Here is a 21322-nt window from a genome sequence, read left to right as displayed (position 1 = left end):
CTCGGCCGTGTCTCCCGGCCGGGCGAGGTTCGCTCATACCTGCGGCAAATCCGTCACGGCTCCAAAGTCAGCGTTTAGCATCAAGTTACGCGGACCGCGTTGGAGGCCTGATGCGCTTCAAGGACCAGCCTGCCGAGCAAGGAGAGGTCACGCGCATCGCGCCCGCCGTGGCCTACGACGGCGACCTCTACCACCTGCCCGACTGGACCGCGCGCCGCCGCGAGGAGCGCGAGCTGGGCCGCGCCCACGCGGAGGGCGGTCACCTCGACACCCTCACGCTGGAGACCGGCAGCGTCCCCCGCTTCCACGAACTGGAGGACGAGCGGCTGGCCGAGCTCGGCCGGATCGAGGACGCCACCGAACGCGAGGTGCAGCAGGACCGCGCCGCCTTCGAGGCGCAGAAGATCAAGCTCGCCGAGTCGCAGCGGCACTTCGCCGAGGCCCGCCGTACTCTCGACGAGAGCCAGCGCCGCGTCGCCGAGCTGGAGCAGCCGAGCAGACGGCCCGGCGACGGCAGGCCGAGCTCGATCGCGCTGTCCGGCAGCCGCTGGCCGTCCGTCAGGCGCTGGCTGCCCGCCGCGCTGCTGCTCCTGCTGCTGGTGATCGTCGAGGTGCCGATCCTGTACCAGGTGATCCTGGCCTGGGGCGACAGCGTGGAGATGACCGCCCTGATCGCCACGGGCGCCGCGCTCATCATGCTCGTCGCCCCCCACATGTACGGCAGGGCCTTCCGCACCTGGCAGGAGAACGGCAGCCCCGCACGCGGGAGATGGCTGCTGATCGCGGTCGCGCTCGTCTGGGCGGGGCTGATCGTCGCGGTGGCGGTGTTGCGCAGGGACGCCCTGGTGCAGCCGCTGGTCGTGGACGGGCAGGACATCGGCCCCACCGCCGAGGGCGTCAGCCGGCTGCCCACCATGATCCTGCTGCTCGCCCTGCTCGTGGCCACCGCGCTGATCGCCGCCGACCTGGGTCGCCGGATGCACAACCCCAACGACAGGCGGCTGCGCGAGCTGCGCACCAAGCGCGACCACGAGCAGCGCGCCTTCGTCGAGGCCCAGCGCGAGTACCAGCGCGACACCGGATTCGCCGAGAGCATCGGCCAGCACCTCCAGGCCGCCGACCGCCGCAGGGCCAGCAGGGTACGCCAGGTGGACAACGGCTTCGACAGCCTGGCCACGGCCTACCTCGGTGGCGTGGTCGAGGGCCTGGGCGACCCGGAGGCGGCCAGCTGGGCCGAGCGCATCCTGGTACGGCGCAGGGCGGCTAGGACGCGAACGTGAACCAGTTGACGTTGACGAAGTCGGCGGGCTGACCGCTGCTGAAGGTCAGGTAGACCGTGTGCGTGCCGGTCGTCGGCGCGATGTTCGCGGGGACGGTCCGCCAGCTCTGCCAGCCGCCGGTGTTGGCGATCGCGAAGTCGCCGATCGGTGGCGCGGTGGGGCTGCCGAGCCGTACCTGGACCAGGCCGCTCACCCCGCCCGCGGCGCCGGAGGCGACCCTCGCGTTGAACTGCCGCGCGGGCGTGGCGCCGAAGGCGACGCCGTCGAAGCGCAGCCAGTCGCCGTTGGCGATCGCGCCCACGTTCTGGCCGCCGCCGGTGTCCGTCGTGGTCTCGACCATGGTGCCGGACTGCGCCTGGTAGCGCTCGGCCTGGATCGTGGAGCGGGCGTCGACGCCGCCGGGCGGGTTCGTGGGCGGGTCGGTGGGCTGCGTGCCGCCGCCGCTCTGCCAGACGGCGACGTAGTCGACCACCATCGGCCGGCCCGACACGGTCGCCGCGGTAGGCGTCTGACCCGCGAGCGCGTTCGGGAACGCGCCGCCCATGGCGACGTTGAGCAGCAGGAAGTAGCCGGCGTGGCCGGTCATGTTCGCCCAGGTGGTGGCGTCGAACTGGGCCTGGCTGACGCTGTGGAACTGCTGTCCGTCGACGTACCAGCGCAGTTGGTTGGGCGAGACGCTGCGGTCCCACTCGAAGCGGTAGGTGTGGAAGGCCGACTGGCAGGTCGAGCCTGGACACGCCCGGCTGGCGCCGAGGCCGGTGGTCTCGTTGCACGGCCCGCCGGGGTTCACGCCGCAGTGCAGCACGGCCCAGACCGCGTTGATCCCGTTGACGTTCTCCATGATGTCGAACTCGCCGATCCCCGGCCAGTTCCAGTAGTTGCCCCGGTACGGCGAGCCCAACGCCCAGAAGGCGGGCCAGTAGCCGAGCGCCGCGTCCCCCGTGACGTTCGGCATCTGGATCCTGCCCTCGATGCGCAGGATGCGCCCGTCGGCGGGCTTGAAGTCGGCGCGGCGGGTCTCGATGCGGGCGGAGGTCCAGTTCTGCCCGCTGCCGAGCGGGGTGATGCGCAGGTTGCCCGAGCCGTCGAGGCTCAGGTTGGCGGGGTCGGCGGTGTAGTTCTGGATCTCTCCCGTACCCCAGTTGGCCGGGCCGCCCGGGTAGGAATGGCCGGTGTCGACGATCCAGTTGGCGGAGGACGGCGGCGACCCCGCGGGGCCGTTGAAGTCGTCGGACCAGACGAGGCTCCATCCGGTCGGCGTGGGCGGCACGGCGGCGACGAGCGCGCCCATGCCTAACAGGGCGACCAGGGTCGCGATCAGCGGTCTGAGGTACATGGCGGATTCTCCCTGCGGCGGTGTGTGGGTGGGAGAGCGCTCTCTAGAAGAGATGTGAACACGGCATTTCAGCGGTGTCAACGGAGAGAGCGCTCTCGCACCGCAGAGCGGGCTCGAGACGGCGCCCTTGGCGCTCTCGCGTCTAGAGGAGGTCGACCGAGACGGCGCCCGCGGACTCGAGGGCCTCGGTCCAGAAGCTCTCCAGCAGCGGGAAGCGGTCGGGGTTCGAGCCCTTCTTCCGCAGGAAGCCGTGGACGACCACCTCGTAGCCGGTCAGGTCGGGCAGCAGCCTGGAATCCCTCAGCTCCTTGATCTTCCGCTGTCTGGCCACCTCCGACAGGTCCAGCTTGTTGACGTGCAGCTCGCCCCTGTTGTTGATCAGATCGCTGAACACGATCACCCTGTGGGCCTGATCCGGTTGCCGCCTGGCGTCCATCTGCTTCACCACGTACCGGAGGGCGCCGAGCACATCGGACCCCTCGCCCTCGGTCGGACAGTCGAACAGCTTGCCGGCGCGGGGGAGCACCTGCGTGAGGCGGTGCCTGCGAACGCGTTCCTCCACGACCGGGTTGTCGTTCGGGTTCTCCCTGTCGGTCGCCGCCACGGCGACGGGGTCCTCGCGGCACGTGCTGCTCTCCGACGCCCCGGTGACGGCGGCGAAGCCGACCCAGTCGCAGCCGTCGACGAAGCCGGGGAGCTTGGAGGTCAGGTCGGTGCGGGAGGCGGCGGGGTCGGCGTAACTGGTGGAGTCCACGACGACACCGCACACCGCCCTCGCCTCGGTCCCGCACCCGGTGACACCCATGCCGACCAGCCCCAGCGACGCGACCGCCGCCGCCCACCGCCGCCTCACCGCTCTCCCGCCGTCTCGCCGGTGGTTGCCGTCTCGCTCCCACGCGTCGTCTGACCGGTCGTGTGTGTCTCGCCCGCCCCGGCCATCTGGCCGGTGGTGGCTGTCTCGCTGGTCGTGGACGGCTCAGCCGCCCTCGCCGGATCCCCGCGCCGCATCGCCGTCTCTCTGCCGCCGCTCTCGTTCGCCTCACCCCAGGGGACGGCGCCCGCATCGGCGTCGGTGCGCGCCGGATCGCCGGGGTCCTCGTCCTCCTCCGAGCTCCGTGGCCCGAGTTCGCGCCTGCCCCGCGCTTGGGTGATCCCCCGCGCCTCCCGTACCTCGCTGTGCCAGATCTCGATCCTGTGCTCGACCTCCTCCAGTAGTCCGCCGAGCTCCTCCCTGGCGGCGGCCGACGTGATCCCGTCCCCCACGGAGTCCATCGCCACCACCTCGCCCTTCCACAGCGAGGGGATCTCCTCTCTGCGGGGATGTGCGGCCATCACCCCGCGCCGGTAGGCGGCGATCACCTGCTGCGCCCACGCGTGGACGGCCTCCACCTCGTGGTTGCGCTCCACCAGCACGCCGTCCCACTCCCGCGCCAGCTGCTCGATGCGCGCCCGCGCCCGGTGGACTCGGTCCGACGCCTCCCTGAGCGCCGCCCCCCGCGCCCGCTCGGCCCGCCGCCACCGGGCCTCCGCGATCGAGATGAACGGATCTCCCTCCCCGCCTCCACCGCCTGCCGTACCGGCGTCCGGGAGGGAGGTGCTCGGATGTGCGCCCGTTGTACCGGCGTCCGGGAGGGAGGTGCTCGGATGTGCGCCCGTTGTACCGGCGTCCGGGAGCGAGGCGCTCGGATGTGCGCCTGCCGTACCGGCAGGGAGGGGGACGTCTGGACGGGCGCCCGCCGCCGGGAACGGCGCGGGAGCGGGTCTGCCGTTCGGCGCCGCTTCTGGGGAGCCCCGCGCCGCGCCGGGGCGGGCCTCCGGGTACAGGTCCGCCCGGCCCGTCTCCCTGAACACCGTCTCCCGTGCCTCGCTGACCTCCCGTAACAGGTCCGTACGGCGGGCGGCGAGCCCCTGGTCGACCCGGGCGATCCGCTCCCGCGCCCGCGCCCGCACCTCGGAGAGGAAGGCGGGCTCGCAGTCGGGATCGGTGAAGTGCGGTAAAGGGAGCTCGCGGGCGTCCTTCAGGCCCTGCCGGTGAGCGTCGTCCCGCTCACGGTCACGCTCGGCGAGAGGGTCGCCCGACCCCCGCTTGAACAGGCGTGACAAGAACGCCATCCGCGTCTCCCGGCTCCGCCGCCCGAGTGTCCCTAGATCCCCACACTAATCGGTCATCCGCCGCCCATAGCGCGAAAAACCCGCCCATAGCAAATGGGTGCGGGGGTCAGAGGGCGTCGGGCATCCCCAGCCTTAGGTGTTCGGTGTGGTAGACCGCCTCGTCCAGCAGCATCGCGACGTGGTTGTCGTACAGGCTGTAGACGATGCTCCGCCCGGTGCGCGTCCCGGTCACCAGGCCGAGGTTGCGCAGCAGGCGCAGCTGGTGCGAGACGGCGGACTGCTCCATGCCGACCGACTCGGCCAGCTCGGTGACCGCGCACGGTCCCCGCCTGAGCCTGGCGAGGATCAGCAGGCGGCTCGGAGTGGCCAGCGCCTGCAGGGTGGCGGCGACCTTCGCGGCGGACTCGGCGTCGAGAGCCGCGGGAGGAGCCTCGCGCCCCTGAACTCCATGCCCCATGGCGGCATCCTACCGACCGCATCATACACATGAATGAATCTTCATGTGTTCATGTATGGTGGCGTCCGCATCCGTCGACCACGACCACGAGGAGTCCCATGTCTTCCAGCCGAACCAGGATCTGGTCGCTGGGCGAAGTCCGCTGGGCGGCGGCGGCCGTCGCCCTGTTCGCCACCGGCCTGGCCGCCCAGCTGTCCGGCGCCCCCGTCTGGCTGTGGTGGACGCTCTACCTGGCCTGCTACGCGGCGGGCGGCTGGGAGCCCGCACTCGAGGGCCTACGCGCCCTGCGCGACCGGAAGCTCGACGTCGATCTGCTGATGGTCGCCGCCGCCGTCGGCGCGGCCGCGATCGGACAGGTCACCGACGGGGCGCTGCTGATCGTCATCTTCGCCACGTCGGGCGCGCTGGAGTCGCTGGCCACCGCCCGCACCGAGGACTCGGTGCGCTCCCTGCTCGACCTGGCCCCGCCCACCGCCACCCGGCTGCCGGACGAGGAGGTCGTCGCCACCGCGGACCTCCGCGTCGGCGAGGTGATCCTGGTGCGCCCGGGGGAGCGGATCGGCGCCGACGGCCGCGTGCTCGACGGGTCCAGCGACGTCGACCAGGCCACGATCACCGGCGAGGGCATGCCGGTTCCCAAGCACGCGGGCGACGAGGTGTTCGCGGGAACGCTCAACGGCACCGGCGTGCTCCGCGTGGAGGTGATCCGCGACCCCGCCGACTCGGTGATCGCCCGCATCGTGGCCATGGTCGAGCAGGCCGCGGCCACCAAGGCGCCCACCCAGCTGTTCATCGAGCGGATCGAGCAGCGCTACTCGATCGGGATGGTCGTGGCGACGCTGGGCCTGTTCGCCGTGCCGCTGGCGTTCGGCGCCGAGCTGAGCGAGACCCTGCTCAGGGCGATGACCTTCATGATCGTCGCCTCGCCGTGCGCGGTGGTGCTGGCCACGATGCCGCCCATGCTCGCCGCGATCGCCAACGCGGGACGGCACGGCGTGCTCATCAAGTCGGCGGTCGTGCTGGAGCGGCTGGCCCAGGTCGACGCGGTGGCCCTCGACAAGAGCGGCACCCTGACCGAAGGCACGCCCCACCTGACCGACGTACGGCCGCTGCCCGGCAGCGGGCTCGACGACAACGCCCTGGTGTCGCTGGCGGCGTCGGTCGAACACGCCAGCGAACACCCCATCGCCCGGGCCATCGTCACCGCAGCCGGGGAGCGGGGGCTGCCCTCGGGGACGGCGACCGCGTTCACGGCCACGCCGGGCTCGGGCGTGCGCGCCCAACTGGACGGAGTCACCGTCACCGTAGGCAGCCCCGCCCGCCTCCTGCCCGGCTACGAGAATCCAGACGGCCATGGCCGAACCTCCGAGCAGCCCGGATCGAGCTCCGAGCGGGCGGCGGAGGATCTTCGGGCGGGTTCTGAGGAGCCGGAAGCGCTTGTGACGAGCCCCAAGCAGAGGACGGAGGGTCTCGGGGTGCGCTCCGAGCGGGAGGAGGAGGGGCTTCGGCTGAGCTCCGAGGGGGAGCCGCGCAGGGTGGCGGCGCTCCGGGTGTGCGCCGAGTTGGAGCGAGCCGGCCGTACCGCCGTGGTCGTACTCACCGACGGCGTGCCCGTCGGCGTCCTGGCGGTGACCGACCGGCTGCGGGACGACGCCGCCGCGGCCACCGCCGGCCTGACCGCGCTCACCGGCGCCGCCCCCGTCCTCCTCACCGGCGACAACCCGCGCGCCGCGGCCGACGTGGCGGCTCAGGTAGGCATCACCGACGTACGCGCCCAGCTGCTCCCCGAGGACAAGGTCGCAGCGGTACGGCAGCTGCAGGACACCGGCCGCAGGATGCTGATGATCGGAGATGGCGTGAACGACGCGCCCGCGCTGGCCACCGCCCACGTCGGCCTCGCCATGGGCCGTGCGGGATCGGACCTCGCGGTGCAGAGCGCCGACGCAGTGATCGTCCGCGACGAGCTGTCGGCCGTCCCCGCCGCGCTGGCCCTCGCCAGACGCGCCCGCCGCCTGGTCGTCCAGAACCTGGTGATCGCCGGAGCGTTCATCACCGTGCTCGTCGTCTGGGACCTGGTAGGCCACCTGCCGCTCCCACTGGGCGTGGCCGGCCACGAGGGCTCGACGGTGCTGGTCGGCCTCAACGGCCTCCGCCTGCTCCGCCGCGCGGCATGGAACCGCGCCAGCAATCCCTGCGCGAGTGACGCAAGGTGATAAGTCATCTTCTCGATCAGCTTCGCGCCAGTCTCGCGCTCCACCTCTCCTCGTCGTCGTGCCAGCCCTGTGCGCGAGCCGTGTCGAGGAGCAGGTCAAGCAGCGCTCGACGAGCGTCCGCCTCCAAGGCCAGTTCCCATGTCTCACCTGATCTGAGCCACAGCGTGCCAGAGCCGGGATCGTTCCAGTCCGGCGGTCGTGTCTGCCAGAACTCCTCAGCTACCTCGAGTGCCGCACGCGGTTGACGGAGTCCGACGTGGCAGCAAACTCGGTTGTAGATGTTGATGACGAGCGGCTCATACCCTTGCCGAGCGGCCGTGGTGAGATGGCTCAGCGCTCTGGCTGGATCATCCAGGATGAGGCAGAAGCCCAAATTGTTGTGGGCGGTGGAATCGTCTGGCCACTGCTGGACCGCGAAGCCGAACAGGGCTGCGGCCTCGCCCCTACGCCCAGACATGAGAAGCTCGCGTGTGTGGCTCGTCATCTCGGCCAGGAGAAACTCTGTTCGGGGCGGACCATTGGAGGCGGGGTCCCAGTGCATGGCGGTTCGATTGGCGAGTCGTCAGACCGCAAATGAGACCCCGACTGCCCCGCGACTGTCGTTCGCCCCTGAGCGCCTTCAGCTGAGCATGGCTTCATCTGGTCGCCATACATGATCGGGCGGAGCTTCTGACCGCCTGACGAAGGTGCTCGGTCGAACCGCGAAACGAACCTCCGGGGCAACTCGCTACCGTGGCCGGGGGCCGGCAGGCAACCGGCGAGGGGTGCGGGGGAGCTGAGCTCCCCCGACGGGCCGGCCCGGAGCGCGGCTCGCGCGAAGCGCGCCCCGAGCGCAGGCCCATGCCGTTGGAAGCGGGCACGGCTGGGCGGTCCGTGCCCGTGGGCGTCAGGCCTTTTCGGCCTCGCCGGTCGCCTGCTCGAGCGCCTCCTCAGGCGAGGCCTCGAGGTCCTGCTCGGCGTCGGCGCTGGCCTGGGCCGAGGCCTTGTCCAGCCGTACCCAGCTGGTCACGCTCTCGACCGCGAACAGCACCAGCAGGTACGCCGTCAGGACGTACAGCACCGGGGTCAGGATGCCGAGCGCCGCGCCCGCCGCGATGATCAGCAGGCGCACCTCCCAGCCGAGGCCCGCCATGAAGACCCAGGTGGGCGGCCAGATGCTCTGGCGCGTGCGGTAGACGGTGTCGTAGGTGTGGTAGCCGACCACGTAGAGCAGCACGAACAGCAGCCACTTGGGCGCGTTGGCGCTCAGGCCGATGAGGATGACGGCGAGGAACTCGGTGCCGCGCAGGATCGGCGGCACCAGCCAGTCGAGGCGGCCGAGGTGGTCGCGGGCCGCGGTGGGCAGGACGAGCACGAGCATGACGCCCACCGAGATGAGCGGGGACAGCCCGGCCACCGCCACCACGATGGTCGCGAGCAGCGTGACCAGGAGGGTGGCGACGGGCGGGAGGCCCTTGCCGAGGCGGGGGGCGAGGGCGTGGACCAGGGGGCCGTCGTCGCGGTAGGCGAGCAACCTGGCGGTCTGGATGCGACGGCGCTCCTCGTCGGGGTCGGGAGCGGTGGCGGCGGTGGCCTGCGGCTGAGTGATCATGCGAGCGACCTCATGACGCGTCCGGTGACGGTGTAGACGGCGGCGACGCTGCCCCAGATCAGCAGGGTGATGAAGGTGACCCGGGCGTCGAAGAGGGCGGCGGTGATCGCGATGGCCGCGAACCGCTCGCCGATGGGGAAGACGACCATCTTGCGCGCCCAGTAGACGAAGCGGAACTTGCCCGCCTTGCTCCACATCTTCAGCACGCCGCGGATGCCGGTGCTGCGCTCGACCTTGCGCCGTTCGAGCGCCTTGCGCAGGTCGCGGTCGTCGGGCGCGGTGAGCGGGGTGGAGGGCAGCGGGGAGGGCGGCTTGCGCCGGTTGGCGGCGCCGAAGGAGAAGTCGAGCAGGTGCTTGATCGACTGCAGCGCCAGCGCGGCGAGCGCCAGGATCCAGATGTCGTCGCTGTGTCCCGCGACGACGTAGCCGACCGCGAGGCCGGCGAAGACCACGTACTCCTTGAACCGGTCGAAGGTCGCGTCGAGCCACGCGCCGAGCACGCCGAACTTGCGGGCGTAGCGGGCGACCTGGCCGTCGACGCAGTCGAAGACGAAGGCGAAGTAGATCAGCACGCCGCCCGCGACCATGCCGAGCCGCTCGCCGGTGGCGAAGCAGGCCGCGGCGGCCACGCCGAGGGCGATGGAGATGAGCGTGACCTGGTTGGGCGTGAGACCGCGCCGGGCCGCCCATCGGGCGATGAAGCGGGAGTAGGTGCTGACGAAGTAGGTGGTGAAGAAGCCGTCGGCGCCCTTGACCGCGTTGTTGAGGCGGGCGCGGTCCTCGTCCATGCCGGACATCTCGGTCGCGGCCTCGGTGGCCTCGGCCTGCGTGGTGATCCGGCGGTAGAACAGGTCGCGGCGGCCGCGGATGCCGACCGAGACGCCCTTGCGGACCAGGCCGAAGACGATGAGCTGGACCAGGTCGTCCTCGGGGCCGAACAGGTGGGCGAGCTCGGCCAGCTCGCGGCAGACCTCGGCGAGCACGGGGGCGTTGCGGGTGCTCACGTGCAGCGGGCCGAGCAGGACGGCGTTGGGCCGGGTGACGGCGTGGTGGGCGGTGCCGACCGAGATGACCCTCGACTTGCCGACGCGGGCGCGGACCATGAGCCCCTCGAGGCTGTTGGCGCCGATCTCCGGCACCGCCTCCTCGATCGGGACGTCAGGGACGATCCTGTCGCCGTTCTCGTCCTCCGGGCGCGGCTCCTTGGCCACGAGCGCGATGGCGCCGCGCTTGGCCTTGGTGATCTGGTAGATCAGCTCGTCGTGGATGACCGAGTTGGCTGGCAGGAGGAGCAGGCTCTCCTGCGCCGACTCGGCGACGTCGGCGAGAGCGCGCAGGGCGGTGGCGAGATCGGTGCGCTCGATGGTGGCCGGCTGGGGGTCCAGCGAGAGGGCCTGGGCGCCCAGGCGCTCGCCCACGGTGGGGGCGCCGGGCAGCGCGGCCAGCCGGAGGCCGGTCGGAGCGGTGTCGGGGCCGGGCGGGGGGCCCAGCAGGACCACGCGGGTCATGTCACCCTTTCGAGGTGGTTGCGGGGGGCGGAACAACTGGTGAACCGGGGGCAGTCGTCAAAGTCTAGTGAGAGTTCGGTAAAGCCGGGTCACCCGATGCTCACCCTAGACTGGACGAGTGAGTCTCTACCGTGACGAGGGTGTCGTCCTGCGCACGCAGAAGCTGGGCGAGGCCGACAGGATCGTCACTCTCCTCACCAAGCGCACCGGCAAGGTGCGAGGGGTGGCCAAGGGCGTCCGCCGCACGACCTCCAGGTTCGGCGCGCGGCTCGAGCCCTTTACCCACGTTGACCTGCAGTTGCACGTGGGCCGCACGCTCGACGTGGTGACGCAGGCCGAGACCATCCACCCGTACGGCGAGGCGCTCGCCCACGACTACCCGCGCTACACGGCGGGCAGCGCGATGCTGGAGACCGCCGACCGCCTCACGCAGGGCGAGAAGGAGCCCGCGCTCAAGCAGTTCCTGCTGCTGGTGGGCGGGCTGCGCACGCTGGCCGACGGCAGCCACGAGGCCCGCCTGGTGCTCGACGCCTACTTCCTGCGCTCGCTCGCCGTGGCCGGATACGCTCCCGCGCTGCAGGAGTGCGCCAGGTGCAGGGCCGACACGGTGCGGGCGTTCGCGATCGTCGCGGGCGGGGCGGTGTGCGGCACGTGCCGCCCCGCGGGCGCCGCCGTACCCGCGGAAGAGACTCTGGCGTTGATGACGGCGCTGCTGCGCGGAGACTGGACCGCTGCCGACGCCTCCCAGTCCCGCCATCGCGCCGAGTGCAGCGGGCTGGTCGCCGCCTACCTGCAGTGGCACCTCGAGCACGGCATTCGTTCTCTCCGCCATGTTGAAAGGGAGCCAGCACGTTGAACGTCCGTCCCCCCGCGCCGCACCCGTCGGGCGCGGTGCCTCCGGCCATCCCTCGCGACCTGGTGCCCAGGCACGTCGCGATCGTCATGGACGGCAACGGCCGCTGGGCCAAGCAGCGCGGCCTGCCCAGGACCGAAGGGCACAAGGCGGGCGAGGCGTCGCTGTTCGACGTCATCGAGGGCGCGATCGAGCTCGGCGTCCCGTACCTGAGCGCCTACGCCTTCTCCACGGAGAACTGGAAGCGCTCGCCCGACGAGGTGCGCTTCCTCATGGGCTTCAACCGCGACGTGATCCGCCGCCGCCGTGACGAGCTTCACGCGATGGGCGTGCGGGTGCGCTGGGCGGGCCGGCCGGGCCGGCTGTGGAAGAGCGTCATCTCCGAGCTGCAGGACGCCGAGGAGATGACCAGGAACAACCGCACGCTCACCCTGCAGTTCTGCGTCAACTACGGCGGGCAGGCCGAGATCGTCGACGCGGCGGTGAAGCTGGCCCACGACATCGCGGCGGGCAAGGTCAAGCCGGGCAAGGTCAACGAGAAGGTCTTCGCCCGCTACCTCGACGAACCCGACATCCCCGAGGTCGACCTGTTCGTCCGCTCGTCGGGCGAGCAGCGCTTCTCCAACTTCCTGCTGTGGCAGTCGGCCTACGCCGAGATGGTGTTCCTCAACAGGCTCTGGCCCGACTTCGACCGGAGAGACCTGTGGGAGGCCTGCGAGATCTTCGCCAAGCGCGACAGACGCTACGGCGGGGCGGTGCCCAACCAGGTATGAGGCTCCAGCTGCTCGGCCAGGTCCGCGCGGGGGACACCGACCTCGGCGGGGCCAGGCAACGCCTGCTGCTGGCGGCCCTCGCGCTGGCCGGCGGCAGGGCGCTGAGCAGGGACACGCTCCTCGACGCGCTGTGGGAGCACGACCCGCCCCGCACCGCGCTCAACGTGCTGCGCACCTACGCCTCCAGGCTGAGGGCCGTGCTCCCGCCTGGAGCGATCACCCTGGTCGGTGACGGATACGCGCTGAGCGGGGTCACCACCGACGTGGAGGAGTTCGAGGCGCTGGCGGCGGGCAGGCCGCGCGAGGCGCTGGCGCTGTGGCGCGGCGAGGCGCTGGCGGGGCTCGAGGGCGGCTACGCCGCCGCGCAGCGCGCCAGGCTGGAGGAGCGCCGCCTGACGGTGCTGGAACGCGCCATCGAGGCCGACCTCGAGGCGGGCCTGCACGCCGAGGCGGTGGCCGAGCTGCGCGAGCTGGTGGCGGCCCACCCGCTGCGCGAACGGCTGAGCGCCCTGCTCATGCTCGCCCTGCACAGGTCGGGACGGCAGGCCGAGGCGCTGGCCGTCTACACGGACCTCCGCGGGCTCCTGAGCGACGAGCTGGGCATCGACCCCTCGCCCGAGCTGTCCGAGCTGCACCTGCGCGTCCTGTCGGGCGAACTTCCCCCTCCCAGGACGGCCGTGCGGCCCGCCCAGCTGCCCGCCGATCTCGCCGACTTCACCGGCAGGGCCGAACTGGTCGAGGCCCTGGCCGCCGAGCTGGCCCCCGGCGCCACCCTGCCCGTCCACGTCATCGCGGGCATCGGCGGCGTCGGCAAGACCGCGCTCGCCGTACGGGTGGCCCACCGGGTCAGGGACCGCTTCCCCGACGGCCAGCTGGCCATCGACCTGCGCGGAGGCAGCGACCCGATGGAGCCGGCCGACGCGCTGGAAAGGCTCCTCGGCGCGCTCGGCGTCGGCGGCCCGCCCGCCGGCCTCGCCGACAGGGCCGCCCTCTACCGCTCGCTGCTCGACGGCCGCAGGATGCTGGTCCTGCTCGACAACGCGGCGTCGGAGGCGCAGGTCAGGCCGCTGCTCCCGGGCACTTCGCAGTGCGCGGTGATCGTCACGGGGCGCTCCAGGCTGGCCGCCCTCGCCGGAGCCCGCACGCACGACCTCGACGTGCTGACCAGGCCCGAGGCGCTCAGCCTGCTGGGCGCCGTCGCGGGCAGGGCCAGGATCGCCGCCGAGCCCGAGGCCGCCGTCGCGGTGGCCGAGGCGTGCGCGTTCCTGCCGCTGGCCGTACGGATCGCCGCCGCCCGCCTGGCGGCCAGGCCCGGCTGGAACGTGGCGGTCCTTCGCGACAAGGTCGCGGGCGAGCGGAGGCTGGCCGAGCTGGCGATCGGCGACCTGGCGGTGGAGCGCACCTTCGACCTCGGATACGACCAGCTCGCCGCCGAGCAGCCGCGGGCCTTCAGGCTGCTGGCCGTCGCCGACGCGCCCGATCTCACCCTGCGCGTCGCCGCCGTCGTCCTCGGCGTGGACGACCCCGAGCCGCTGTGCGAGTCGCTGGTCGACCTCAACCTGCTCGAATCGCCCGCGCCCGGCCGCTACCGCTACCACGACCTGCTGAGGGTCTTCGCGCGGAGCAAGGTGGCCGACGAGGAACGCGACGAGGCGCTGGCCAGACTGACGGGCGACTGGCTCCGGCAGGTGCGCGCCGCTGCCGCCGCCAGCCGAGACGGCTCCCCTCAGGCCGGCGCGTGGCTGGCGGAGGAGGCCGCCTGCCTGGTGGGCACGCTGCGCAGGCACGAGGGCGAGCCCCTGCCGCGCCGCAGGCAGGGCAGCACGCTCGCCGTCGCGCGCGCGCTGCGCGAGGTGGGCGGCGGCGACTCCCAGGAGGCGCTGGTCCGCGGGCTGATCGCGCTCGGCGAGGGCGACCCCGCGACAGAGGAGGCCATGGCGGCGCTGCGTATATGAGCGCTCATGCCGGATTCAATCGCGCCCGTGCAGCATCGACGGCATGCAGATCTCCGGATTCGACTACTCCCGTGTCGCCGTGGACGGCGACGTCGCTCTCAACGTCGCCATGGCGGGCTCAGGGCCGCCGATCGTGCTCCTGCACGGCTTCCCCCAGACCCACCTGATCTGGCGGCACGTCGCCGCGGACCTGGCCGCCGACCACACCGTGCTCGTGCCCGACCTGCGAGGGTACGGCGACAGCGACAAGCCCGCCGACCAGGACGGCGAGACCTACTCCAAGCGCACCATGGGCGACGACATCGTCGCCATGGCGGCGGCGCTCGGCCACGACAGCTTCGCGCTGGCCGGTCACGACAGGGGCGCGCTGGTCGCCTTCAGAGCGGCCATGGACCATCCCGCGACGATCACCCACCTGGCCGCGCTCGACGTGCTGCCCACCCTCGACATGTGGGAGGTCATGCGCGGCACCCTGGGCGCGATCGGCTTCCACCTGTACCTGATGGCCCAGCCGCCGGGGCTGCCCGAGCAGCTGATCGCCGCGGCCCCCGACCTGTTCTTCGGCCACTTCCTCGACCTGTGGACCAGGGACCCCGACGCGATCCCCCCGGACGTGCGGGCCGCCTACCTCAAGGCGTCGAGGGAGGCGATCCCCTCGATCGTCGCCGACTACCGCGCCAGCGCCACCGTCGACAAGGCGCACGACGAGGCGGACAGGGCGGCGGGCAACCGCCTCGGCATGCCGGTCACCGTGCTGCAGCAGGACTGGGGCGACGTCCTGCCGTACGACGCGGTGGGGTTGTGGCGGGAGTGGGCCGCCGACCTGGAGCACCAGACGATCACGACAGGGCACTTCGTCGCGGAGGAGAGCCCCGAGACGGTCACGACGGCCCTTCGCGCGCTGCTCGCTCGCTGAGCCGGCTAACCCTTGCGGGCGGCCCGGGCGCGGCGCTTGCCCTCGTGCATGGCGGCCACCCTGGCGATGGGGATGGTGTGACCCTCGGCCACGAGGTCGTCGGGCAGCGCCTGCGCAGCGGGCATCAGCTCGGCCCACGGATCGCCGTCGCCGAGCAGGCCCACGGCGGTGCGCACGGTGAAGTCGCCGGGTGTCACGCGGTCGAGGTCGTCCCACGCCACGGGGAACGACACGGGGACGCCCGGTCTGACGCGCGGGCTGTAGGCCGCCACGACCGTCGCCCCACCCGCTCGGGTGGAGTCGAGGAAGACCTTGCCCTGGCGGTCCTCCCTGATGAAGGCGGTGGTCGCGAGGGCGGGGTCGAGCCGCTCGGCCCTGGCGGCCAGGGCGCGGGTGGCGGCCGCCACGTCGGGCATCGACAGGCCGTCGCTCAGGGGGACGAAGACGTGCAGGCCCTTGGCGCCGCTGGTCTTGACCGCGCCCGCCATGCCGGCGTCGGCCAGCGCCTGGCGGACCAGGTGGGCGGCGCGCACCACGGCGGGGAACGCGTCGTCGCCCGGCGGGTCGAGGTCGAGGACCAGGTGCGTCGGGTGCTCCCAGTTACCCGCCCGCACCAGCGCCGGGTGGTACTCCACGGCGCGCTGGTTGGCGAACCAGAGCAGGGTCCTGCGGTCGTCGCACAGGGCGTAGGAGACCTCTCGCCGCGAGGTCTCGGCCCACAGCGTGACCGTGGTGATCCACGAGGGGGCGTAGGAGGGGACGTTCTTCTGCATGAAGGGCGCCTGGCCCTGCCGTACCCGCAGCACCGACAGCGGCCGGTCCCGCAGCGCGGGAATGAGGCGGTCGCGCACGGCGTCGAGGTAGTCGACCAGGTCGCGTTTGGTGGCGCCGGCGTCGTCGAAGAGGGGCTGGTCGAGATTGGTCAGCGCGACGTCGTCCCTGACCTCGTCGGTGGTCACCGGATCATCATGCCCTGCGCCTTGCCCGGTATGCGGCGACATGCATGCGGTTGCCGCAGGTGCGGCTGTCGCAGTAGACCCTCGACCTGTTGCGCGACTCGTCGACGAAGACCCTGGCGCAGTCGGGCGCCGAGCAGGTGCGCAGGCGCTCCCACTCGCCCTCCACCAGCAGGTGCGCCAGCGCGACGCCGCAGTCGGCCGCGAGGTGCTCGGCCAGCGAGGCGTCGGGGGCGAAGTAGTGCATGTGGACCGGATGGCCGTCGTGCTCGGTCAGGCTCGGGGTGATCCTGGTGTCGGCGAGCAGCGCGTTGAGCAGTCGCACCGCGGTCGCCTGGTCCGGGGCGGTGAAGACCCGGTGGAAGTCGTCGCGCAGCATCCTGACCTGCCCCAGGTCTTTGGGGGTGAGGGTCTGGATGCCGCTGACCTGGCGCACCCTGACGAACTCGGCGAGATCGTCGAGATCGCCGAGGCCCTCGTCGCCTCCGGTCGCCGGTGAGGTGTTCACCAGGTCGACGACGGTGGCGAGCGAGTACACCATGTCATGGCCAAACGGCATGTCAGCTCCGATCGTGGCCTACTCCAGCGTGGGGGCACAGCGTATCTCTCGTACGGCGCACACGGGGCCTTCCGCGGGGGCGGACAGCCGTTTTTTCGCCCCGTGGTCAGGAGGCGCGCACCGCCGCCGAGCAGGTGGCGCAGGTGCCGAAGACCTCCACGGTGTGGGTCACGTCGGTGAAGCCGTGGTCGGCGCCGACGGCCTCGGCCCAGCGCTCGACGTCGGGACCGGCCACCTCGACCGTACGGCCGCAGCGGCGGCAGACGAGGTGGTGATGGTGGTCGCCGCTGGCGCAGGCCCGGTACACGGACTCACCGTCGTCGGTGCGCAGTACGTCGACCTTGCCGCCGTCGGCCAGCGCCTGGAGCGCACGGTAGACCGTGGTCAGGCCGATCTTGGCGCCGTCGGAACGCATTTCGGCGTAGACGTCCTGCGCGCTGCGGAAACCTTCGCTTCGGCGAAGGGTGTCGTGAACGGCATCGCGTCGATTGGTCATGAGTGGCTCTCCCGGGTTCGGCCTCGCCGTACGAATCTACCGACCCCGAGGGCCAGCACGAAGCCGGCGAGAGCGAGAAGGACGATGGCTGCGCCAGGGGGCACCTTAACGGAGAACGTCGAGCTCAGCAGCCCTCCCACGGCGGCGACGACGCCGAAGACCATCGACAGCAGCATGGTGGCGCGAAATCCCCTGGTGAACTGCTGGCTCGTGGCCACCGGGATCACCATCAGCGCGCTCACCAGCAGGAGCCCCACCACGCGCATGGCGATCACGACCGTGAGCGCCGCGGTCACCGCGATGAGCAGGCTGAGGAAGCGCACGGGCAGGCCGCTGGCCTTGGCCACCTCCTCGTCCTGGCACAGCACGAACAACTCCCTGCCGAAGATCGCCACCACCGCGATGACGGCGACGGCCAGCGCGCCGATGACCCACAGGTCCTCCTCGGTGACGCTGGCGATGGCGCCGAACAGGTAGGAGGTCAGCTTGGCGTTGCTGCCGCCGGGCGCGATGGAGATCAGCATCACGCCGCCCGCGATGCCGCCGTAGAACAGCAGCGCCAGCGCGACGTCTCCGCTGGTGCGCCCGCGGGCCCGCACGATCTCGATGGCGACGGCGCCGACGACCGCGACCAGGACGGCGGTCAGCACGGGAGCGGTGCCGGTGAGGAAGCCGAGCGCGACGCCGGTCAGCGCCACGTGCCCGATGCCGTCGCCGAGGAGGGCGAGGCGGCGCTGCACGATGAAGGTGCCGACGAGCGGCGCGCAGAGCCCGACCAGCAGCGCCGCGATCACCGCGCGCTGCATGAAGGGCAGCTGGAGGATCTCGATCATGCCTCTGCCCGCCATCCCGCCAGCGGACCGGCCACAGGCTCCTCGGCGTGGGGGTGGACGTGCTCGTGACCCGGCTTGGCGCACTCGCCCTCGGGCCGGGGCGGCACGCCGTCGTGGGCGATCACGCCGTCGCGGACCAGCACGCCGCGCGTGATGATCGGCTCCAGGGGGCCGAGCTCGTGGGCGACGAGCACGATCGTCTTGCCGTCGCGCACGAGCGTGGAGAGGGTGTCGGCGAGCAGGTGCTGGCTGCCGGCGTCGACGCCCGCGGTGGGCTCGTCCATCACGTAGGTGTCGGGCTCGCCGGCGAGCGCGCGGGCGATGAGCACCCGCTGCTGCTGCCCGCCCGAGAGGTTCTGCACCGAGTCGCCCGCCCGGTCGGCCAGCGACACCGCCTCCAGCGCGCGCTCCACGGCCTGCCTGTCGGCGGCGGTGGTGGGGCGCAGGCGGCGCTGGCGGGCGATCCGGCCCGAGGTCACGACCTCGCGGACGGTCGCGGGCACGCCGCCGCCGACCTGCAGGCGCTGGGGGACGTAGCCGATGCGCCACCACTGGCGGAACTTCGCGGGCGGCCTGCCGTACAGGAGGGTCTGTCCGCCGGACAGCGGGGTGAGGCCGAGAAGGGCCCTGATCAGAGTGGACTTGCCCGAGCCGTTGGCCCCGAGCACGGCCACGACCTCGCCCGCGCCGATGGTCAGATCGACGCCGCGAAGCACGGACCGGCGGTCCAGGGTCACCTGGCCGCCGGTCATGTCGAAGACTGCTGTCACGCTGTGCATCCCAGTGCGGTTCGCAGGGTGGTGAGGTTGCCACGCATGGCCGACAGGTAGTCACCGCCGGACGGCTGGCTCTCCATGGGGTCGAGCACCGCGGTCTTCGCCCCCACCTCCGTGGCGAGGACCTCGGCGACCTTGGTGCTGACGAGGGCCTCGGTGAAGATGGTAGTGACCTTCTCGCTCTTGGCGACCTTGGCCACCTCCGCGATGCGGGCGGGGGAGGGCTCGGCCTCGGGGTCGATCGAGATGCCGACCTGCTTGAGCTTGTAGCGGTCGGCCAGGTAGCCGAACGCCTCGTGCGCGGTCACGATCGACCGGGTGGAGCAGGTGGCCAGCCCCTTGGCGAACTCCTGGTCGAGGGCGCCGAGAGCGGCGACGGTCTTGGCGGCGCGGTCCTTGTAGGCCTGCGCGTGCGCCTGGTCGGCCTCGGCCAGCCGCTCGCCGAGCTTGGTGGCCACTCCGGCGAAGCGGTTCGGGTCGAGCCACAGGTGCGGGTCGTAGGCGACCTCGTGCTCGTGCTCGTGGCCCGCCTCGCCGCCCTCCTCTTCCTCCTCCGCGTGCGCGGGCAGGGTCTGTACGGCGGCGGCCGCGTCGAACGCCTTGTCGGCGGCGTTCTGCTCGATGGCCTCGTCCACGGCGGGCTGCAGGCCCTTGATGTAGACGGTCATCGAGGCCCCGCCGATGCCGGCGACCTGCTGCGGCGTGAGCTCGAGGTCGTGCGGCTCCACGCCGGGCGCGGTCAGCGTCTGGACCGTGACGTCCGGGCCCGCGATCTGCTCGGTGAGCCACTGCAGCGGGTAGAAGGCGGCCAGGACCGTGGGCTTGTCGCCGGCGGCGCCGCCGGGCGCGGCCGCGGTCTGCGCGGCGCCTGACCCGCACGCGGCGGTGGTGGCCAGCAGCACTCCGCCGGCCAGGAGCGAGAAGAATCGGGCTTTATAGGGCATCACGCCCACAAGTATGGCCCAGAATGAAAATGGTTGTCAAAATCCCTCGGGATGCCGGTGGCGGCAGGGGGCTCGCGCGCCGACCGGCATCCCTGTCACCCCGACGTCGCGGCCCTGGCCGAGCCGTGGCCCGAGCCCGTCAGGGTGAGCCGGTGCTCGCCGGTGTAGACGTTCATCGAGTCGCCTCTCAGGAAACCGATGAGCGTCAGCCCCTCTTCCGCCGCCAGCTCCACCGCGAGGGAGGAGGGCGCGGACACCGCGGCGAGGACGGGAATCCCGGCCATGACCGCCTTCTGCACGAGCTCGAAGGAGGCCCGCCCCGAGACCATGAGCACGGTCCCGGCCAGCGGGAGCCGTCCTTCGCGCAGTGCCCAGCCGACCAGTTTGTCGACGGCGTTGTGCCTGCCGACGTCCTCGCGGACGCACAGCACGCCGCCCTCGAGGTCGAACAGGCCCGCCGCGTGCAGGCCGCCGGTCCGGTCGAAGACCCGCTGGGCGGCCCGCAACCGGTCGGGCAGCTCCCGCAGCACGTGACTGCCGATCCGCGCGGGGTCGTCGCGGGCGCTCCACCTGGCCACCGTGCGGACCGCCTCCAGGGAGGCCTTGCCGCAGACGCCGCAGGCAGAAGTGGTGGAGAAGTTGCGCGCCTGGGGCGGCTCGACGCCGGGCGCCAGCCGTACGTCGAGGACGTTGTAGGTGTCGAGGTCCGCGCAGTGGCGCATGGTCGAGAGGTCGTGCGGCGCGGCGATCGTGCCCTCGCTCACCAGGAACCCGGCCGCGAGGTCGAAGTCGTCGCCGGGAGTGCGCATGGTGACGGTGAGCGCCTGGCCGTCCACCCTGATCTCCAGGGGCTCCTCGGTGGCCAGCGAGTCGCGCCTCCGCGTCGAGACGTGCGCCGTGATCTGCGTGATCTGGCGTTTCTTCGTTCTATACATAGCCGTACCCGAAGCGTCCCTTGATGCAGAGGTTTCCGTGGGTGACCGGGTTGTCGTGCGGCGAGGTGACCTTGACGATCTTGTTGTCCTGCACGTGCAGCGTGAGGTTGCAGCCCACGCCGCAGTAGCTGCAGATCGTCGTCGTGGTGGTCTGCTCCGACTCGTCCCAGGTGCCCTCGGCGCGCATGTCGAACTCGGTCTTGAACGACAGCGCCCCTGTCGGGCACACCTCGACGCAGTTGCCGCAGTAGACGCAGGCCGAGTCGGTGAGCGCGACGTCGAACTCCGTGGAGATCGTCGCGTCGAACCCTCTGCCCGCGACGCTGATCGCGAAGCTGTTCTGCCACTGCTCGCCGCAGGCGTCCACGCACTTGTAGCAGAGGATGCACTTGCCGTAGTCGCGGACGTAGAGGTCGTTGTCCACCTTGGGGGGCTGCGCGACGGTCGCCGCCTCCTCGCCGAAGCGCGCGGGGTCGGCGCCGTAGTCGGCCATCCACTCCTTGGCCCTCGGCGTCGTCGACAGGTCGGTGGAGGAGGCCAGCAGTTCCAGCACCACCTTGCGGCTGTGCCTGGCCCGCTCGGTGTCCGTGGCGACGACCATGCCCGCCTCCGCCGTCCTGGAGCAGGCGGGGGCCAGGGTTCGCGACCCCTCGACCTCGACGACGCAGACCCTGCAGGCGTTCTTGGGGGTGAGCGTGTCGCCGTGGCAGAGGGTGGGGATGTCCTTGCCCGCCGTACGGCACGCGTCGAGCACGGTCGAGCCTTCGGGCACGCGGACGGCCGCGCCGTCGATCTCCACGTCGATCAGGCGACGCGGTGGCTGCAAAGG

21 protein-coding genes are annotated in these 21322 nt (G+C 71.9%); 6 read left to right on the top strand and 15 right to left on the bottom strand.

The features are described from left to right. Nucleotides 1–110: 110 nt before the first annotated feature. On the top strand, nucleotides 111–1280 hold the full coding sequence (locus tag H4W81_RS25165; protein ID WP_192777070.1) for a hypothetical protein: 1170 nt from the start codon (nucleotides 111–113) through the stop codon (nucleotides 1278–1280). Here H4W81_RS25165 and H4W81_RS25160 read toward each other — a convergent pair. The 4 genes from H4W81_RS25160 to H4W81_RS25145 all read right to left on the bottom strand — a co-directional run bounded on the left by H4W81_RS25160 (nucleotide 1264) and on the right by H4W81_RS25145 (nucleotide 5185). Beyond that, a complete protein-coding gene (locus tag H4W81_RS25160; RefSeq protein ID WP_192777069.1) occupies nucleotides 1264–2616 on the bottom strand; it encodes a glycoside hydrolase family 16 protein in 1353 nt (450 codons plus the stop codon). The genes H4W81_RS25165 and H4W81_RS25160 overlap by 17 nt on opposite strands. Before the next feature lie 142 nt (nucleotides 2617–2758). Further along, nucleotides 2759–3469: a hypothetical protein gene (locus H4W81_RS25155; RefSeq protein WP_192777068.1), complete on the bottom strand. Its 711-nt coding sequence runs from the start codon at nucleotides 3467–3469 to the stop codon at nucleotides 2759–2761. Further along, nucleotides 3466–4728: a hypothetical protein gene (locus H4W81_RS25150; RefSeq protein ID WP_192777067.1), complete on the bottom strand. Its 1263-nt coding sequence runs from the start codon at nucleotides 4726–4728 to the stop codon at nucleotides 3466–3468. The genes H4W81_RS25155 and H4W81_RS25150 overlap by 4 nt, the downstream gene beginning before the upstream one ends. A gap of 106 nt (nucleotides 4729–4834) precedes the next feature. Beyond that, the gene (locus H4W81_RS25145) at nucleotides 4835–5185 is read right to left on the bottom strand and encodes an ArsR/SmtB family transcription factor (RefSeq protein ID WP_192777066.1); all 351 of its coding nucleotides are present in this window, start codon (nucleotides 5183–5185) and stop codon (nucleotides 4835–4837) included. Between the two features lie 98 nt (nucleotides 5186–5283). Here H4W81_RS25145 and H4W81_RS25140 point away from each other — a divergent pair, with 98 nt between their 5' ends. Then, nucleotides 5284–7398 carry an HAD-IC family P-type ATPase gene (locus tag H4W81_RS25140; protein ID WP_192777065.1) on the top strand — a complete coding sequence of 705 codons (2115 nt, stop codon included), beginning with the start codon at nucleotides 5284–5286 and terminating at the stop codon, nucleotides 7396–7398. A gap of 16 nt (nucleotides 7399–7414) precedes the next feature. Here the strand turns inward: H4W81_RS25140 and H4W81_RS25135 are convergent, their stop codons facing one another. The 3 genes from H4W81_RS25135 to H4W81_RS48780 form a co-directional block, all read right to left on the bottom strand. Continuing rightward, complete coding sequence (locus H4W81_RS25135) at nucleotides 7415–7882, bottom strand: tetratricopeptide repeat protein (RefSeq protein ID WP_192777064.1); 468 nt, start codon at nucleotides 7880–7882, stop codon at nucleotides 7415–7417. Nucleotides 7883–8284: 402 nt separating this feature from the next. Continuing rightward, complete coding sequence (locus tag H4W81_RS48785; protein ID WP_192777063.1) at nucleotides 8285–8989, bottom strand: DUF5941 domain-containing protein; 705 nt, start codon at nucleotides 8987–8989, stop codon at nucleotides 8285–8287. Then, complete coding sequence (locus H4W81_RS48780; protein WP_192777062.1) at nucleotides 8986–10497, bottom strand: CDP-alcohol phosphatidyltransferase family protein; 1512 nt, start codon at nucleotides 10495–10497, stop codon at nucleotides 8986–8988. Before H4W81_RS48780 ends, H4W81_RS48785 begins: the two co-directional genes overlap by 4 nt. 118 nt (nucleotides 10498–10615) lie before the next feature. Here H4W81_RS48780 and recO point away from each other — a divergent pair, with 118 nt between their 5' ends. The 4 genes from recO to H4W81_RS25105 are packed head-to-tail and all read left to right on the top strand — an operon-like array spanning nucleotide 10616 to nucleotide 14994. Then, the gene (gene recO, locus H4W81_RS25120) at nucleotides 10616–11353 is read left to right on the top strand and encodes a DNA repair protein RecO (RefSeq protein WP_192777061.1); all 738 of its coding nucleotides are present in this window, start codon (nucleotides 10616–10618) and stop codon (nucleotides 11351–11353) included. Further along, nucleotides 11350–12123: an isoprenyl transferase gene (locus tag H4W81_RS25115; RefSeq protein WP_192777060.1), complete on the top strand. Its 774-nt coding sequence runs from the start codon at nucleotides 11350–11352 to the stop codon at nucleotides 12121–12123. Before recO ends, H4W81_RS25115 begins: the two co-directional genes overlap by 4 nt. Continuing rightward, a complete protein-coding gene (locus H4W81_RS25110) occupies nucleotides 12120–14078 on the top strand; it encodes an AfsR/SARP family transcriptional regulator (protein WP_192777059.1) in 1959 nt (652 codons plus the stop codon). Before H4W81_RS25115 ends, H4W81_RS25110 begins: the two co-directional genes overlap by 4 nt. A 43-nt stretch (nucleotides 14079–14121) precedes the next feature. After that, nucleotides 14122–14994 (top strand): alpha/beta fold hydrolase, encoded by an 873-nt coding sequence (locus H4W81_RS25105; protein ID WP_192777058.1) that lies wholly within the window; start codon nucleotides 14122–14124, stop codon nucleotides 14992–14994. Between the two features lie 5 nt (nucleotides 14995–14999). On the opposite strand, the gene ligD is transcribed toward H4W81_RS25105, so the two are convergent. From ligD to H4W81_RS25065, 8 genes are all read right to left on the bottom strand, one after another. After that, nucleotides 15000–15953 carry a non-homologous end-joining DNA ligase gene (ligD, locus tag H4W81_RS25100; RefSeq protein WP_318781939.1) on the bottom strand — a complete coding sequence of 318 codons (954 nt, stop codon included), beginning with the start codon at nucleotides 15951–15953 and terminating at the stop codon, nucleotides 15000–15002. Between the two features lie 7 nt (nucleotides 15954–15960). Continuing rightward, nucleotides 15961–16509 (bottom strand): CGNR zinc finger domain-containing protein, encoded by a 549-nt coding sequence (locus H4W81_RS25095; protein ID WP_192777056.1) that lies wholly within the window; start codon nucleotides 16507–16509, stop codon nucleotides 15961–15963. 106 nt (nucleotides 16510–16615) lie between these two features. Further along, on the bottom strand, nucleotides 16616–17005 hold the full coding sequence (locus H4W81_RS25090; RefSeq protein ID WP_192777055.1) for a Fur family transcriptional regulator: 390 nt from the start codon (nucleotides 17003–17005) through the stop codon (nucleotides 16616–16618). Further along, on the bottom strand, nucleotides 17002–17838 hold the full coding sequence (locus H4W81_RS25085; RefSeq protein WP_192777054.1) for a metal ABC transporter permease: 837 nt from the start codon (nucleotides 17836–17838) through the stop codon (nucleotides 17002–17004). The genes H4W81_RS25090 and H4W81_RS25085 overlap by 4 nt, the downstream gene beginning before the upstream one ends. Then, nucleotides 17835–18617 (bottom strand): metal ABC transporter ATP-binding protein, encoded by a 783-nt coding sequence (locus tag H4W81_RS25080; protein WP_192777053.1) that lies wholly within the window; start codon nucleotides 18615–18617, stop codon nucleotides 17835–17837. Before H4W81_RS25080 ends, H4W81_RS25085 begins: the two co-directional genes overlap by 4 nt. Next, nucleotides 18605–19558, bottom strand: coding sequence for a metal ABC transporter substrate-binding protein (locus H4W81_RS25075; RefSeq protein WP_192781025.1), 954 nt, complete (start codon nucleotides 19556–19558; stop codon nucleotides 18605–18607). Before H4W81_RS25075 ends, H4W81_RS25080 begins: the two co-directional genes overlap by 13 nt. A gap of 95 nt (nucleotides 19559–19653) precedes the next feature. Next, nucleotides 19654–20493: a formate dehydrogenase accessory sulfurtransferase FdhD gene (gene fdhD, locus H4W81_RS25070; RefSeq protein WP_192777052.1), complete on the bottom strand. Its 840-nt coding sequence runs from the start codon at nucleotides 20491–20493 to the stop codon at nucleotides 19654–19656. Further along, a complete protein-coding gene (locus H4W81_RS25065; RefSeq protein ID WP_225960121.1) occupies nucleotides 20486–21319 on the bottom strand; it encodes a 2Fe-2S iron-sulfur cluster-binding protein in 834 nt (277 codons plus the stop codon). The genes fdhD and H4W81_RS25065 overlap by 8 nt, the downstream gene beginning before the upstream one ends. Nucleotides 21320–21322: the final 3 nt, after the last annotated feature.

The sequence above is a fragment of the Nonomuraea africana genome (assembly GCF_014873535.1).
GTDB lineage: Bacteria > Actinomycetota > Actinomycetes > Streptosporangiales > Streptosporangiaceae > Nonomuraea > Nonomuraea africana.
This window is presented reverse-complemented; position numbering and strand designations above follow the sequence as displayed.

Bases quoted from the DNA above. Each gene is read 5' to 3' on its own strand.
- H4W81_RS25165 (WP_192777070.1), top strand. From the start codon at position 111: ATGCGCTTCAAGGACCAGCCTGCCGAGCAAGGAGAGGTCACGCGCATC.
- H4W81_RS25160 (WP_192777069.1), bottom strand. From the start codon at position 2,616: ATGTACCTCAGACCGCTGATCGCGACCCTGGTCGCCCTGTTAGGCATG.
- H4W81_RS25150 (WP_192777067.1), bottom strand. From the start codon at position 4,728: ATGGCGTTCTTGTCACGCCTGTTCAAGCGGGGGTCGGGCGACCCTCTC.
- H4W81_RS25145 (WP_192777066.1), bottom strand. From the start codon at position 5,185: ATGGGGCATGGAGTTCAGGGGCGCGAGGCTCCTCCCGCGGCTCTCGAC.
- H4W81_RS25140 (WP_192777065.1), top strand. From the start codon at position 5,284: ATGTCTTCCAGCCGAACCAGGATCTGGTCGCTGGGCGAAGTCCGCTGG.
- H4W81_RS25135 (WP_192777064.1), bottom strand. From the start codon at position 7,882: ATGACGAGCCACACACGCGAGCTTCTCATGTCTGGGCGTAGGGGCGAG.
- H4W81_RS48785 (WP_192777063.1), bottom strand. From the start codon at position 8,989: ATGATCACTCAGCCGCAGGCCACCGCCGCCACCGCTCCCGACCCCGAC.
- H4W81_RS48780 (WP_192777062.1), bottom strand. From the start codon at position 10,497: ATGACCCGCGTGGTCCTGCTGGGCCCCCCGCCCGGCCCCGACACCGCT.
- H4W81_RS25110 (WP_192777059.1), top strand. From the start codon at position 12,120: ATGAGGCTCCAGCTGCTCGGCCAGGTCCGCGCGGGGGACACCGACCTC.
- H4W81_RS25105 (WP_192777058.1), top strand. From the start codon at position 14,122: ATGCAGATCTCCGGATTCGACTACTCCCGTGTCGCCGTGGACGGCGAC.
- H4W81_RS25095 (WP_192777056.1), bottom strand. From the start codon at position 16,509: ATGCCGTTTGGCCATGACATGGTGTACTCGCTCGCCACCGTCGTCGAC.
- H4W81_RS25090 (WP_192777055.1), bottom strand. From the start codon at position 17,005: ATGACCAATCGACGCGATGCCGTTCACGACACCCTTCGCCGAAGCGAA.
- H4W81_RS25085 (WP_192777054.1), bottom strand. From the start codon at position 17,838: ATGATCGAGATCCTCCAGCTGCCCTTCATGCAGCGCGCGGTGATCGCG.
- H4W81_RS25080 (WP_192777053.1), bottom strand. From the start codon at position 18,617: ATGCACAGCGTGACAGCAGTCTTCGACATGACCGGCGGCCAGGTGACC.
- H4W81_RS25075 (WP_192781025.1), bottom strand. From the start codon at position 19,558: ATGCCCTATAAAGCCCGATTCTTCTCGCTCCTGGCCGGCGGAGTGCTG.
- fdhD (WP_192777052.1), bottom strand. From the start codon at position 20,493: ATGTATAGAACGAAGAAACGCCAGATCACGCAGATCACGGCGCACGTC.